This window comes from Streptomyces sp. NPDC037054 (assembly GCF_055606745.1).
The window spans coordinates 251,102-265,886 of the sequence record NZ_JBVJSJ010000001.1 but is presented as its reverse complement, the minus strand read 5'-3'; the positions used below and the strand labels follow the sequence as shown (position 1 = coordinate 265,886).

Here is a 14,785-nt window from a genome sequence, read left to right as displayed (position 1 = left end):
GCCCGGCTTTCGGAAGCCCGGGCTTCGCCGCCCGTCACACCGAAGGTCCGCCTTTCACCCGAACGTGCTAACTCGCCGGGAAGCCCCCGCGCACCCCCCTGCCGCCGCCTAGGCTCCGGAGCCTGACAGGCATGGCCGGGGGAGGGGCTCATGGACGCGGTACCGGCACGGGCACGTGCGTACGTGGCCTGTGTCGTCGTCGCGGCCCTCCTCTGCCTGTGCCACGTGCCCGAGCTGCGCACCCCCTGGTGGGCGGTCGCCCTGCTCGCCGTGCTGTACGCGGGCTGCGAGCACATCGCCAGATCCCGGTTCGCCGGCACCTTCCATCCCGTGCTCCTCGCCGGGGCCTTCCTCCTGCCGCCGCCCGCCGCCGCGCTCGTCGCGGTGCCGGGCGCGCTGCTGTCCGGGGTCGCGGAGCGGCCCGTGGCCCTGCGGCGCGTCTGGCGGGCCGCGCAGCTCGTCGTCGCCGTGTGGGCCGCCTCCCGCGCGCACTGGTCGCTGGGCGGACGCGACGCCGTCGTCGAGTCCGACTTCCGCTACGCGCTGCTGCCGGCCGGCGCCGCCGTGCTGGTGTTCTGCCTGGTGCTGACCGTGCTGGACGGCGGCATCCTCGCCCTCGCCGAACGGGTCCCGCTGCGGCGGGCCTGGCGCGGGCTGTTCACGCCGTCGCTGGCGCCGGTCGCCGTGCACGGACTCGTCGGCCTGATGATGGCCGTGCTGTGGCGCAGCGAGTACGGCCCCGTCGCCGCGCTGCTGGTGATGCTGCCGATGGGCGTGTCCTGGTGGGCGTTCGCGCAGTACCACCGGGAACACGCCGCGCACCAGGCGACGATCCGCGCCCTCGTCCAGGCCGTCGACATCAAGGACGGCTACACGCGCGGACACAGCGAACGCGTCGGCCAGGCCTCGATGATGATCGCCCGCGAGCTCGGCCTGGACGACGACCGCGTCGAGGTTCTGCGGTTCGCCGGGATCCTCCACGACGTCGGCAAGCTCGGCGTCCCGACCCGGCTGCTGCGCAAGGACGGCCCGCTCACCCCCGAGGAGCGGCGCGTCATCGAACTGCACCCGGAGTACGGGCACGAGATCGTCCGCGGCATCGGCTTCCTCGGCGAGGCCCGGGCCGCGGTGCTGCACCACCACGAGCGGATGGACGGCAGCGGCTACCCCTACGGGCTCGTCGGGTCCCAGATCCCCGAGTCGGCGCGCGTGGTCGCGGTGGCCGACGCCTTCGACGCCATGACCTCCACCCGCTCCTACAGCAGGGCCCGGCCCGTCCCGACCGCCCTGGAGGAACTCCAGCGGTGCGCGGGCAGCCAGTTCGACCCCCGGATGGTGGCCGCCCTCGTCCGCGTCATCGCCCGGTCCGGATGGCGGCCCGCGGTCACGGCCGACGAGAGCGGACCGGGTCACGCCCGCCCGCCCCGGCCGCGCGCCCCCAGCCCGCCCGGAGTGCACCGGTGACGCGGCAGGCCGCCCGGAGCGCACCGGTGACGCGGCGGCAGCGGCCCCTGCTCCTGGCCCTGGTGCACACCACCGCCGGGCTGCTCGCCGCCGGATGCCTCGCCGCCACCCTCGGGGACGGGCTGCACGAGCGGCCGGTCGCCGCCGCCTTCGGCCTGCTGATCGCCGTCGGCGAGCTGACCCGCTGGACCGGGGCGCGGGTCCGGGAGGCAGCGCCGCTCGGAGCGGCCGCCGCCCTGGCCTACGCCCTGCTCGGCGAGACCGCCGGGGTGCCCAGCCGGCACGGCGTGGCGCAGGTGGTGACCGTCGTCCTCGTCGCCACCCTCATCGGCAGCGTCCCGCACACCGCGCGCGGGAGGGGCCCCACACCCGACCAGCTCGCCCGCCGCGTGCTCAGCGTCGGCTTCGCCGCCACCTGCTTCCAACCCCTCTACAACCAGGGCGCGTTCGACGACTGGATCGGTCCCGCCTACGCGCTGCTGCTGCTCGCGCTGCTCACGCTGACCGCCCTCTTCGACGCGGTGCTCGCCGCCGCCCTGGCCCACGCCCGGACCCGGTGGCCCTTCGCCCCGCTGCTGCGCGACGAACTGCGCGGCATGCTCGGCACCGGCTCCGCGGTGTGCGCGACCGGAGCCGTGATGGCGCTGACGGTGGCCGTCGTCGGGCTGTGGGCGCTCCCCGTCTTCTCGGTGCCGCTGCTGCTGACCCAGCTGTCCTACCGCCGGTACGCCGCGGTCCGCGCCACCTACCGGCAGACCATCGCCTCCCTGGCCCGCGCCACCGAGATCGCCGGGTACACGCCGACCGGGCACGCCCGCCGTGTGGCCGCGCTCAGCCTGGCCGTCGGCCGGGACCTCGGGATGACCGAGCCCGAGCTGACCGTGCTGGAGTACGCGGCACTGATGCACGACATCGGCCAGCTCAGCCTCGTCGACCCGGTGCCGGCCGGGGCCACCGCCGCCCTGTCCGCGGCGGAACAGCGCCGCATCGCGCTGCTCGGCGGGGCCGTCGTACGGCAGACCGGGGTCGACCCGGCCGTCGCCGTCGTCGTGGAGCGGCAGGCCGACCCGTGCCGGGAACAGCCGCTCGCCGCCCGGATCGTGCGCGTGGTGAACGCCTACGAGGAGAAGGCGCGGGACGCCGGGCCCGGCGGCGCGCTCAGCGCGCTGGAGGACCTGAGGCTCGCCACCGTGGGGGAGTATGCGCCCGAGGTCGTGGCCTCACTGGCACGGGTGCTGTCGCGGGACGCGGGGGTGGCGCGTGAGCACGCCGGCTGAGTGCGCGGGCGGCTGTCTGACCCGGTCCGAGGCTGGGTAACCCATGGGTAATGAGCGCCCCTCAAGCCGTACGTGGTTTGATGCGCAGGAAAGGGTGTCCGGGGGCGCAGAAAGGCACAGCCAGCCCACTCCACGGAACTGGCAGGCGGGAATCGTGAGGATCTTCGGCAAGGGACGGCACCGGCCCTCCGCCTCCTGGCGGCAGGCCACGGACCGCGCGTTCACTCTCATCGGCGACGGCCGGTACGAGGACGCGGGCGCGCTGCTGACGAGGGCCGCGGATCTGGAGCCCTGGCTGTCGGAGTCCTGGTTCAACCTGGCGCTGCTGCACAAGTTCCGGCACGACTGGGAGCAGGCCCGGGCGGCCGGCCTCAGAGCCGTCGCGCTGCTCGACCGGGACACCGGGGCACCCGACTGGTGGAACGTCGGCATCGCCGCGACCGCCCTCCAGGACTGGCCGCTGGCCCGCCGCGCCTGGCAGGCCTACGGACTGAAGGTGCCCGGCGCCGCGACCGGCTCCGGGGAACCGGTCGGCATGGACCTCGGCAGCGCGGCCGTACGGCTGTCCCCCGAGGGGGAGGCAGAGGTCGTGTGGGGGCGGCGGCTGGACCCCGCCCGGATCGAGGTGCTGTCGATCCCGCTGCCGTCCTCGGGGCGGCGCTGGGGCGAGGTCGTCCTGCACGACGGGGTGCCGCACGGCGAGCGGACCACGAGCGCCGGGCACACCTATCCGGTGTTCGACGAGATAGAGCTGTGGGCGCCGTCGCCCGTGCCCACCTGGGTCGTGCTGCTGGAGGCGGCCACGGAGGCCGACCGGGACGCCCTGGAGCAGCTGGCCGCCGACGCCGGGTTCGCCGCCGAGGACTGGTCGTCCTCCGTGCGGCTGCTGTGCCGGATGTGCTCCGAGTCGCGGATGCCGTCCGACGAGGGCGACGGCGAGCACCTCGACCCGCACGACCACAGTGAGCCGGGGCACCCCGGGCCGCTCGGGCACCGCACCGACGGGCAGCTGTGGGTGCCGGAGCGCGAGTGCGGGGTGGCGGCGCCCGCCTCGCTGGTGCGGGGGTTGCTCGACGGGTGGGTGGCGGACAGCCCGGAATCGCGGGACTGGCGGGATCTGGAAGAGGTCTGCTGAGGTCTCCGCTTACCCTGTACCAGCAACACTCCCCCCTGGTTTTTGAGGAAGGCGTACGTCGGTCATGGCGCAGCAGGACACCGATCAGCAGCACGTGGGCGTGCTCCCCGTCGACGACGAGGGCTTCGTCGTGGACACGGAGGACTGCGAGGCGCGCGAGTCGGAGTGGCGGGAGCGGGGCACCTCGCGGCCGATCACCGTCGTCGGGAACCCGGTGCTCCACAAGGAGTGCAAGGACGTCACCGAGTTCGGCGAGGAACTCCAGCAGCTGGTGGCGGACATGTTCGCCAGCCAGCGCACCGCCGAGGGCGTGGGCCTGGCCGCCAACCAGATCGGCGTCGACCTCAAGGTGTTCGTCTACGACTGCCCGGACGACGACGGCGTGCGGCACGTCGGCGTGGTCTGCAACCCGAAGCTCGTCGAACTGCCCGCCGAGCGGCGCCGTCTTGACGACAGCAACGAGGGCTGCCTGTCCGTGCCGACCGCGTACGCCTCGCTCGCCCGGCCGGACTACGCCGAGGTGACCGGGCAGGACGAGAAGGGCAACCCGGTCAAGGTGCGCGGCACCGGCTACTTCGCGCGCTGCCTCCAGCACGAGACGGACCACCTGTACGGCTACCTCTACATCGACCGGCTGTCCAAGCGCGAGCGCAAGGACGCGCTGCGGCAGATGGCCGAGAACGAGCCGCGCTACCCCGTGGTCGCGAACGACTGACGGCCCCGGCCGTCCGTCAACCGCCTTTCCCGCGGCGCCCGATCAGGTTCTCCTTCCTGGTCGGGCGCCGTTCGTGTGTCCGTCGCACGCCCGATCCACTTCGCTTCCCTAATGATCAAAAACCAGTCACGCAAGGGGGGAATCTCGGCACAGGGGGGTAGTGAATGGAGCAAATCCGTTCCCAGATCGGTCAGTTGTGGTGCTGAATGGGAAGTGCGGGGATACGCACCGGCGCACGCCGGTTCATCGGGCGGGCGTGTGCCAACAGGCGGCTGAGAGGGGTTTGTTCGTGCATGCTTTCTCACACGGCACCACAACGACATCGACCGCGATCGCAGTCCCGTCCTCACTCCGGATCCCGGTGATCGAGGCGGCCTTTCCCCGGCAACTGCACCCGTATTGGCCCCGGCTCCAGGAGAAGACGCGGACCTGGCTCCTCGAAAAGCGCCTCATGCCGGCGGACAAGGTCGAGGAATATGCCGACGGCTTGTGCTACACGGACCTGATGGCGGGCTACTACCTCGACGCCTCCGACGAGGTCCTCCAGGCGATCGCGGACTACAGCGCGTGGTTCTTCGTCTGGGACGACCGTCACGACCGCGACATCGTGCACGGCCGTCCGGTCGCCTGGCGGCGTCTGGCCGGGCAGCTGCACACGGCGCTCGAGGCACCCCGGGACCACCTGCACCACCAGGACCCGCTGGTGGCCGGGTTCGCCGACAGTGTGCTGCGGCTCTACTCGTTCCTGCCGTCGAGCTGGAACGCCCGGTTCGCCCGGCACTTCCACGCGGTGATCGACGCGTACGACCGGGAGTTCCACAACCGCACGCACGGAATCGTCCCGTCCGTCGAGGAATACCTTCGGCTGCGGCGGCTCACTTTCGCACACTGGATCTGGACCGACCTGCTGGAGGCGAGCGCGGGGCGCGAACTCCCGGACCGGGTGCGGAAAAACCCCGCATTCCGGCGTGCCGCACTCCTGAGCCAGGAATTCGCCGCCTGGTACAACGACCTCTGCTCCCTGCCGAAGGAAATAGCGGGGGACGAGGTGCACAATCTCGGAATCAGTCTCATCACCCATGAGGGGATGACCCTCGAAGAGGCGATCGTGGATCTGCGGCGGCGCGTCGAGGACTGCATATCGGAATTCGTCGTCGCGGAACGGGACGCTTTACGGTTCGCCGACGAACTGGCCGACGGCACCGTGCGGGGAAAGGAACTCGGCACCGCCGTGCGGGCCTGCGTCGGCAATATGCGGAACTGGTTCAGCACCGTCTACTGGTTCCACCACGAGTCCGGCCGGTACATGGTCGACAACTGGGACGACCGGTCCACGCCCCCGTACGTCAACAACGAAGCGGCAGGTGAGAAATGACCGTCGAGTCCGTCACACCCGAGACCGGCACCGGAGCGGGCACCGAACTGCGTGAGCCACCCGTGGCGGGCGGCGGGCTGCCGCTGCTCGGCCACGGCTGGAAGATGGCGCGCGATCCGCTGGCCTTCATGGGCCGGGTGCGCGAGCACGGCGACGTCGTACGGCTGAAGCTCGGCCCGAAGACGGTGTACGCGGTGACCACGCCGGCGCTCACCGGCGCCCTCGCGCTCAGCCCGGACTACATCATCTCCGGCCCGCTGTGGGAGTCCCTGGAGGGACTGCTCGGCAAGGAGGGGGTGGCCACCGCCAATGGTCCGCTCCACCGGCGGCAGCGGCGCACGATCCAGCCCGCGTTCCGGCTCGACGCCATCCCGGCGTACGGGCCGATCATGGAGGAGGAGACCCACGGGCTCGTGGCGCGCTGGCGCTCCGGCGACGTCATCGACTGCACCTCCGAGGCGTTCCGCGTGGCCGTGCGCGTCGCGGCCCGCTGCCTGCTGCACGGCCGGTTCATGGACGAGCGGGCCGAGCGGCTGTGCGGCGCGCTCGCCACCGTGTTCCGCGGCATGTACCGGCGCATGGTCATCCCGCTGGGCCCGCTCTACCGGCTGCCGTTTCCGGCCAATCGCGAATTCAACCGGGCGCTGGCCGATTTGCATCTCCTCGTGGACGAGATCGTCGCCGAGCGGCGGGCGTCCGGTCAAAGGCCGAACGATTTGCTGACGGCTTTGCTGGAAGCGAAGGACGACAATGGCGAACCCATCGGGGAACAGGAGATCCATGACCAGGTCGTCGCGATACTCACTCCCGGAAGCGAAACCATCGCCTCGACGATCATGAGCCTGCTCCAGGTGCTCGCGGAACACCCGGAGCAGGGCGACAAGGTACGCGAAGAAGTTGAATCCGTGACTGGTGGCCGACCCGTGGCATTCGACGACGTACGGAGTCTCACGCACACCAACAATGTCCTCGTGGAAGCGATGCGACTGCGTCCGGCCGTCTGGATTCTGACCCGCCGGGCGGTCACCGACACGGAACTCGGCGGCTATCGCATTCCGGCCGGTGCGGACATCATCTACAGTCCGTACGCGATCCAGCGCGATCCGAAGTCGTACGAGCGCAACCTGGAGTTCGACCCGGACAGGTGGCTTCCGGAGCGCGTCACGGAGCTGCCGAAATACGCCATGCGGCCGTTCGGCGTGGGCAATCGGAAGTGTCCGAGCGACCACTTCTCGATGGCGATGCTCACCCTGTTCACGGCGGCGATGGCGACGGCCTACCGCTTCGAGCAGGTGCCGGGCTCCGACGGCAGCGTCCGCATCGGCATCACGCTGCGCCCCAACCGGCTGCTGCTGCGGGCCGTGCCGAGGTGAGGCGACGGGGCTGAGGCGCCCGGCCCGGCCGACCGGGCCGGGCGGCCCCGGCCGATGCGGCCGGCGCGCCGTCAGGCGGCCTCGGGGCCCCGGAACGCGCGCCGGTAGGCGTTCGGCGTGGTGCCGAGCGCCCGGACGAACTGGTGCCGCAGCGCCGCCGCGGTGCCGAAGCCGGTGCGGGCGGCGATCGCGTCGACCGTGTCGTCCGTGCCCTCCAGCAACTCCTGCGCCAGCAGCACCCGCTGGCGCAGCAGCCAGCGGTAGGGCGTGGTGCCCGTCTCCTGCTGGAAGCGGCGGGCGAAGGTGCGCGGCGCCATGTGGGCGCGGGCGGCGAGCTGTTCCACCGTGACCTCCCGGTCGAGGTGCCGCTCCATCCACGCCAGCACCTCGCCGACCGTGTCGCACCGCGAGCGCGGCAGCGGCCGCTCGATGTACTGGGCCTGGCCCCCGTCGCGGTGCGGCGGCACCACCATCCGGCGGGCGATCTTGTTGGCGACCTCGGGACCCTGCTCCTTGCGCACGATGTGCAGACAGGCGTCGATGCCGGCGGCGGTGCCGGCCGACGTGATCACCGGGTCCTCGTCCACGTAGAGCACGTCCGGCTCCACGACCGCCCCCGGATACTGCCGGGCCAGCTCGGGTGCGTGGCGCCAGTGCACCGAGCACCGCCTGCCCTCCAGCAGACCGGCGGCGCCCAGCACGAACACCCCGGAGCACACGCTCAGCACCCGCGCCCCGCGCTCCACGGCACGCACCAGGGCGTCGAGCAGCTCGGGCGGATACTCCCGCCGCGCGTAGTCGTCCCCGGCCGGCACGGTGATCAGGTCGGCCTCGTCCAGCCGGTCCAGGCCGTACGACGTGGACACGGTCAGCCCGCCGACGTGGGTGCCGAGGTCCGGGCCCTCGGCGGAGACCACCGCGAAGTCGTACACCGGGAGGCCCTCGTCGCTGCGGTCGATGCCGAAGACCTCGCAGACGACGCCCAGTTCGAAGGGGTGCACGCCGTCCAGCAGGACGGCCGCCACGTTGTTCAGCATGCTGCCAGTGTGCCTCGGATCTGGCAGTAAATCGAGGGTGTACGGCAGTCCTGCCACTGTCAGGAGCGTCGGGTCAGTACGAGACTTACGGCATGAACGCATTCCTCGGTTACCTCACCGCCCTGGCCCTCTTCGCCCTCCTCGCCGGCCCGGCGCTCGTGGGACTGCGCCACGAGCGCCGGATCGACCGCCAGCTCGACGGCCGGCCCGACCCGCGGCCGAGGGCTCAGAAGTCCTCGTCCAGGTCGACGGTGCCCTCCACCGCCACCTGGTACGCCGACGGACGCCGCTCGAAGAAGTTGGTCAGTTCCTGAACCCCCTGGAGCTCCATGAAGGAGAACGGGTTCTCGGAGCCGTACACCGGCGCGAAGCCCAGCCGTGCCAGACGCTGGTCGGCGACGCACTCCAGGTACTGCCGCATCGAGTCGGTGTTCATGCCCGGCAGACCGTCGCCGCACAGGTCGCGCGCGAACTGCAGCTCCGCCTCGACGGCCTCCCGCAGCATGTCGGTGACCTCCTGCCGCAACTGCTCGTCGAACAGCTCCGGCTCCTCCTTGCGGACGGTGTCGACGACGTCGAACGCGAAGCTCATGTGCATGGTCTCGTCGCGGAACACCCAGTTGGTGCCGGTGGCGAGACCGTGCAGCAGGCCCCGGCCGCGGAACCAGTAGACGTAGGCGAAGGCGCCGTAGAAGAACAGGCCCTCGATGCACGCGGCGAAGCAGATCAGGTTCAGCAGGAAGCGGCGGCGGTCGGCCGGCGTCTCCAGCCGGTCGATCTTCTCCACCGAGTCCATCCACTTGAAGCAGAACTCGGCCTTCTCCCGGATCGACGGGATGTTCTCCACGGCCGCGAAGGCGGCGGCGCGGTCCTCCGGGTCGGGGAGGTACGTGTCCAGCAGCGTCAGGTAGAACTGGACGTGGACGGCCTCCTCGAACAGCTGACGTGACAGATACAGCCGCGCCTCGGGCGAGTTGATGTGCTTGTAGAGCGTCAGCACCAGGTTGTTCGCCACGATCGAGTCGCCCGTCGCGAAGAACGCGACCAGCCGGCCGATCAGATGCTGCTCGCCCGGCGTGAGCCTGGCGAGGTCGGCGACGTCGGAGTGGAGGTCGACCTCCTCCACGGTCCACGTGTTCTTGATGGCGTCCCGGTAGCGCTCGTAGAAGTCGGCGTAGCGCATCGGGCGCAGGGTGAGCTCGAAGCCGGGGTCGAGAAGGTTCTGGTCGGTCATTACTGGCAGGCCTCGCAGGACTCGGGGTTTTCCAGGGAGCAGGCGACGGCCTCTTCGGAGGTCGCCTGCGGCAGGGCGGTGGCGGCCCGGGCGGCGCGGGCGATGCGGGTCGCCGGGCGCGAGCGCAGGTAGTACGTCGTCTTCAGGCCCTGCTTCCAGGCGTACGCGTACATCGATGAGAGCTTGCCGATGGTGGGCGTCTCCAGGAACAGGTTCAGGGACTGCGACTGGTCGAGGAACGGGGTGCGGGCGGCGGCCATGTCGATCAGGCCGCGCTGCGGGATCTCCCACGCCGTGCGGTACAGCCGGCGGACGTCCTCCGGGATCCACGTGAAGTCCTGCACCGAGCCGTTCGCCTCGCGCAGCGCCTCACGGGTGCGGGCGTCCCACACCCCGAGCCGCTTCAGCTCCCGCACCAGGTACTCGTTGACCTGGAGGAACTCACCCGACAGCGTCTCGCGCTTGAACAGGTTGGACACCTGCGGCTCGATGCACTCGTAGACGCCCGCGATGGAGGCGATGGTGGCCGTCGGCGCGATCGCGAGGAGCAGGGAGTTGCGCAGGCCGACCGACGCGACACGGGCCCGCAGGGCGTCCCAGCGCTCCGGCCAGGCGAGTTCGACGTCGTAGTGGTCGGGGTGCAGCACGCCGCGGGCGGTACGGGTCTCGTCCCAGGCGGGAAGCGGGCCGTTGCGCTCGGCGAGGTCGGCGGACGCCTCGTACGCGGCGAGCATGATCCGCTCGGCGACGCGCGTCGACAGGGCGCGGGCCTCGGGGGAGTCGAAGGGCAGGCGCAGCTTGAAGAAGACGTCCTGGAGACCCATCGCGCCGAGGCCGACGGGGCGCCAGCGGGCGTTGGACCGGCCCGCCTGCTCGGTCGGGTAGAAGTTGATGTCCACGACGCGATCGAGGAAGGTGACGGCGGTGCGGACGGTCTCGTCCAGCCGCTCCCAGTCGATGTCCGAACCGGCCACGAACGCGCCGAGGTTGACCGACCCCAGGTTGCACACCGCCGTCTCCCCGTCGTCGGTGACCTCCAGGATCTCCGTGCACAGGTTGGAGGAGTGCACGACCCGGCCGGGCGTCGCGGTCTGGTTGGCGGTGCGGTTGGCGGTGTCCTTGAAGGTCATCCAGCCGTTGCCGGTCTGCGCGAGGGTGCGCATCATGCGGCCGTACAGCTCACGGGCGGGCAGCGCCTTGCGCGCGAGGCCCTTCGCCTCCGCCGCCCGGTACGCGGCGTCGAACTCCGCGCCCCACAGGTCGACCAGTTCGGGCACGTCCGACGGGGAGAACAGCGACCACTGCTCGTCGGCGTTCACGCGGCGCATGAACTCGTCCGGCACCCAGTGCGCCAGGTTCAGGTTGTGCGTGCGCCGGGCGTCCTCGCCGGTGTTGTCGCGCAGCTCCAGGAACTCCTCGATGTCCGCGTGCCAGGTCTCCAGGTAGACGGCGGCCGCCCCCTTGCGCCGGCCGCCCTGGTTCACGGCGGCGACCGAGGCGTCCAGCGTCTTCAGGAACGGGACGATGCCGTTGGAGTGGCCGTTGGTGCCGCGGATCAGCGAACCGCGGGCGCGGACCCGGGAGTAGGCGATGCCGATGCCGCCGGCGTGCTTGGAGAGGCGGGCGACCTGGTGGTAGCGGTCGTAGAGGGAGTCCAACTCGTCCTTGGGGGAGTCGAGGAGGTAGCAGGACGACATCTGGGGGTGCCGGGTGCCGGAGTTGAAGAGGGTGGGGGAGGAGGGCAGGTAGTCGAGGCGGCTCATCAGGCGGTAGAGCGCCGCGACTTCGTCCACGGCGCGGGGCGTGTCGTCCTCGGCGAGACCGGCGGCGACGCGCAGCAGGAAGTGCTGGGGCGTCTCCACGACCTTGCGGGTGGTCGGGTGCCGCAGCAGGTAGCGGCTGTGCAGGGTGCGCAGGCCGAAGTAGCCGAAGCGGTCGTCGGCGGCCGGGTCGATCAGCGCGTCCAGCCGGGCCGCGTGCAGGCGGACGAAGTCGGCGGTCCGGTCCGCGACGAGGCCCTCGCGGTGGCCGGTGGCGACGGACTCGGTGAAGACGGTGACGCCCTGCGAGGCGGCCTCGGCGCGGATGCCGATCGCGAGCAGCCGGGCGGCCAGCTTCGAGTAGGCGGGGTCCTCCGAGATCAGGCCCGCGGCGGCCTCCGTGGCCAGCTCGCGCAGTTCGGCCTCGTCCGCGTGCGCCGACCGGCCCCGCAGCGCCGCGGCGGCGACCCGGCCGGGGTCGGCGTCGGGCAGGTCGGCGGTCAGCTCGGTCAGGTTCCGCAGCAACGCGGCACCCGGACCGTCGTCGGGCACCTGGGTCGCTGAAGCCGGATCGGCTGGCGCGATGGTCACGTGGGGCTCTCCCTCGCTCGGCACGGGGCCTCGGCGAGGGACGGGGGCAGCTCACGAGCGCACGCGGCGTCGCGTCCACCGGCCCATTCCACGAGGCCCGGACGTCATGCGCCGGGCCGGACGGCCGGGCGCGCCGTCGGCAGGTCCTCGGACTGGACAGGCGTGCGGAAACACGCGAGTACACCGTTGCGGGACAGTTCCGGATTCGCACCGGATTCCCCTGCGGCGACAGCGAGCACGAGCATACATCTTGTGCCGGGCTGCCGAAGCACCCCCAGATGTTGTGTCAGAGTGTCAGTCGGTAGGCGAGTAGCTGGATGTCGAGGAGATCGGGCCGGGGGTTCCAGTCGAGCTCCGGCGTGCGCACGAACCCCAGCCGTTCGTAGAGCCGGTGCGCGGTGTGCATGGTGCGCTGCGTGGAGAGCACCACGCCCGTGCAGCCCGGCAGGGCGCGGGCGCGGTCGGCACAGGCACGCACGAGGGCCTCGCCGACCCCGCGGCCCCGGGCGGCGTGGTCCACGGCGAGCATGCGTATCGCGGCCTCCGAAGGGCCGGCGATCTCGGCCATCGGCCCGCCGGACGGCACGAACGTGACGCCGCCGAGCAGGGTGTCGTTCCGCGCGGCGACGAGCACCTCGGCGTGTGCCGCGCGCTTGGCGACGTCGCGCAACTCGGCAAGGTAGGGATCGCTCTCCCCGAAGTCCAGCAGGCCGTCACGGAGGTAGGCCTGTGCGGTGATCTCACCGAGGGTCTCGAACTCGCCGGGCAGCGCCTGCCGGATCACGATGTCCATACGGCGAGTGTGCCGGACGGGTACGACAACGGGCCGCCGGTTTTCCCGGCGGCCCGAGTCGCTCTCCTTGGGGGCGGGCCTCAGTGGGCCGAGCCCGCCGTCGCCGGCGGGAGTTCCACCTGGACGCCCGGGTCGCCCGCGTCGGCCGTGTAGTCCTCCGGCTTGGTCTCGTCGACGCCCTCGGGGGCCTTGGCGGCCTTGAGGACGAAGGTGAGGACCACCGTGACGACGACGTTCAGCACGAACGCGGTGAGACCGATGTAGCCGATCTCGCCGATGCCGGGGATCTCCTTCGAGGAGCCGCCGAAGTGCTTCTGCGTCGGGGAGGCCACGCCGTACGCCGCGATCGTGCCGTAGAGCATGCCGACCGCCCAGCCGGCGAGCAGCGCCCAGCGGTGGAACCAGCGGGTGAACAGGCCGCCGACCAGGGCCGGGAAGGTCTGCAGGATCCAGATGCCGCCCAGCAGCTGGAAGTTGATCGCGACCGTCTTGTCCATGGTCAGGACGAAGGCCAACGCGCCCACCTTCACCAGCAGCGAGACCACCTTGGAGACCTTGGTCTCCTCCGCCGGGGTCGCGTCGGGCTTGATGAAGTCCTTGTAGATGTTGCGGGTGAAGAGGTTCGCCGCCGCGATCGACATGATCGCCGCCGGGACCAGGGCGCCGATGCCGATCGCCGCGAAGGCCACGCCCGCGAACCAGTCCGGGAACATGGTCTCGAACAGCTGGGGGATCGCCAGCTGGCCGTTCTGCACCTTGATGCCGGCCGCGATCGCCATGAAGCCGAGCAGCGCCAGCAGGCCCAGCATCAGCGAGTACAGCGGCAGGATCGTGGTGTTGCGGCGGATCACGTCACGGCTGCGCGAGGACAGCGTCGCCGTGATCGAGTGCGGGTACATGAACAGCGCGAGCGCGGAGCCCAGCGCCAGCGTGGCGTACGTCCACTGGCCCGCCTCGGCCGGCACCAGCGAGCCGCGCGGCGCGCCCGTCGCCGGGTTGGTCTCCGAGAACGCCTCGCCCGCCTTGGCGAAGATGTCGTCGAAGCCGCCCAGCTTGATCGGGATGTAGATGATCGCCACGGCGATCACGATGTAGATCAGGGTGTCCTTGACGAACGCGATGAGCGCCGGGGCCCGCAGACCCGACGAGTACGTGTACGCCGCGAGCACACCGAAGGCGATCAGCAGCGGCAGGTCCTTGATGAACCAGTTGGTGTTCTCGCCGCCGCCGACCCCCATCACGTCCAGCACGGCCTGGATGCCGACCAGCTGGAGCGCGATGTACGGCATCGTCGCCAGGATGCCGGTCAGCGCGACGGCCAGCGACAGGCCCTTCGAGCCGAACCGGCCGCGCACGAAGTCGGACGTCGTCACGTAGCCGTGCTTGTGCGACACCGACCACAGCCGCGGCAGGAAGGTGAAGATCAGCGGGTACACCAGGATCGTGTACGGCACCGCGAAGAAGCCCGCCGCGCCCGCCGCGTAGATCGCCGCCGGTACGGCCACGAACGTGTACGCGGTGTACAGGTCGCCGCCGAGCAGGAACCAGGTGACCCAGGTGCCGAACGACCGGCCGCCCAGGCCCCACTCGTCGAGGCTGTGCTCGTTCGCGGCCTTGCGCCAGCGGGCGGCCAGGAAGCCCATGACCGTGACGAGCACGAAGAAGAAGATGAAGACGGCGAGTGCCACGCCGTTCACGCCGTCCTTCATTCCGCCGCACCCCCCTCGGAGCCCTTGTTCCCGGCGCGGCCGCGCTGGTCACGCTGCCACAGCTTGTACGCGACCATGGTCAGCAGCGTGGACAGCACGACCCACATCATCTGGTACCAGTAGAAGAACGGGATGCCTATGAAGGCGGGGTCGGTCTTCGCGTACGAACCGACCCAGAGCATCGCCACGAAGGGCGCGACTAGGCAGAGGGCGATGACGACGCGCACGGGCGTCACCACCGGCTCTCTGTTCACTTCTGGGGCTTGCGACATGTGGCGGCTCCGTCCCCTCACTGATCACCTGATGCAACAACGCGCAGGAA

At 71.1% G+C, this 14,785-nt stretch carries 12 protein-coding genes and 1 riboswitch; of the genes, 6 read left to right on the top strand and 6 right to left on the bottom strand.

Translation table 11 applies throughout. The features are described from left to right. Positions 1-150 precede the first annotated feature (150 nt). The 6 genes from ACZ7D7_RS01195 (at position 151) to ACZ7D7_RS01170 (ending at position 7,339) form a co-directional block, all read left to right on the top strand. Positions 151-1,464, top strand: a complete 1,314-nt coding sequence (locus ACZ7D7_RS01195) for an HD-GYP domain-containing protein (protein ID WP_470821382.1) — start codon at positions 151-153, stop codon at positions 1,462-1,464. Continuing rightward, positions 1,371-2,741, top strand: coding sequence for an HD-GYP domain-containing protein (locus ACZ7D7_RS01190; RefSeq protein WP_470821381.1), 1,371 nt, complete (start codon positions 1,371-1,373; stop codon positions 2,739-2,741). The genes ACZ7D7_RS01195 and ACZ7D7_RS01190 overlap by 94 nt, the downstream gene beginning before the upstream one ends. A gap of 154 nt (positions 2,742-2,895) precedes the next feature. Continuing rightward, on the top strand, positions 2,896-3,876 hold the full coding sequence (locus tag ACZ7D7_RS01185) for a tetratricopeptide repeat protein (protein ID WP_470821380.1): 981 nt from the start codon (positions 2,896-2,898) through the stop codon (positions 3,874-3,876). 64 nt (positions 3,877-3,940) lie between these two features. Next, a complete protein-coding gene (gene def, locus ACZ7D7_RS01180) occupies positions 3,941-4,591 on the top strand; it encodes a peptide deformylase (protein WP_470821378.1) in 651 nt (216 codons plus the stop codon). Between the two features lie 289 nt (positions 4,592-4,880). Further along, positions 4,881-5,966, top strand: coding sequence for an epi-isozizaene synthase (gene cyc1, locus ACZ7D7_RS01175; protein ID WP_470821376.1), 1,086 nt, complete (start codon positions 4,881-4,883; stop codon positions 5,964-5,966). Continuing rightward, the gene (locus tag ACZ7D7_RS01170; RefSeq protein ID WP_470821374.1) at positions 5,963-7,339 is read left to right on the top strand and encodes a bifunctional albaflavenone monooxygenase/terpene synthase; all 1,377 of its coding nucleotides are present in this window, start codon (positions 5,963-5,965) and stop codon (positions 7,337-7,339) included. The genes cyc1 and ACZ7D7_RS01170 overlap by 4 nt, the downstream gene beginning before the upstream one ends. 71 nt (positions 7,340-7,410) lie before the next feature. Here the strand turns inward: ACZ7D7_RS01170 and ACZ7D7_RS01165 are convergent, their stop codons facing one another. From ACZ7D7_RS01165 to ACZ7D7_RS01140, 6 genes are all read right to left on the bottom strand, one after another. Then, positions 7,411-8,376 (bottom strand): GlxA family transcriptional regulator, encoded by a 966-nt coding sequence (locus ACZ7D7_RS01165; protein WP_470821373.1) that lies wholly within the window; start codon positions 8,374-8,376, stop codon positions 7,411-7,413. Positions 8,377-8,602: 226 nt separating this feature from the next. After that, positions 8,603-9,610, bottom strand: coding sequence for a ribonucleotide-diphosphate reductase subunit beta (locus ACZ7D7_RS01160; protein ID WP_470821371.1), 1,008 nt, complete (start codon positions 9,608-9,610; stop codon positions 8,603-8,605). Then, positions 9,610-11,961, bottom strand: coding sequence for a ribonucleoside-diphosphate reductase subunit alpha (locus ACZ7D7_RS01155; RefSeq protein WP_470821370.1), 2,352 nt, complete (start codon positions 11,959-11,961; stop codon positions 9,610-9,612). Before ACZ7D7_RS01155 ends, ACZ7D7_RS01160 begins: the two co-directional genes overlap by 1 nt. 121 nt (positions 11,962-12,082) lie before the next feature. Continuing rightward, positions 12,083-12,244, bottom strand: a riboswitch (cobalamin riboswitch). Between the two features lie 3 nt (positions 12,245-12,247). Then, complete coding sequence (locus ACZ7D7_RS01150; RefSeq protein ID WP_470821368.1) at positions 12,248-12,754, bottom strand: GNAT family N-acetyltransferase; 507 nt, start codon at positions 12,752-12,754, stop codon at positions 12,248-12,250. A gap of 80 nt (positions 12,755-12,834) precedes the next feature. Beyond that, entirely contained in the window at positions 12,835-14,463 is a 1,629-nt protein-coding gene (mctP, locus tag ACZ7D7_RS01145) for a monocarboxylate uptake permease MctP (protein ID WP_470821367.1), read from the bottom strand. Further along, positions 14,460-14,735, bottom strand: coding sequence for a DUF3311 domain-containing protein (locus ACZ7D7_RS01140; protein WP_470821365.1), 276 nt, complete (start codon positions 14,733-14,735; stop codon positions 14,460-14,462). The genes mctP and ACZ7D7_RS01140 overlap by 4 nt, the downstream gene beginning before the upstream one ends. Between the last annotated feature and the right edge of the window lie 50 nt (positions 14,736-14,785).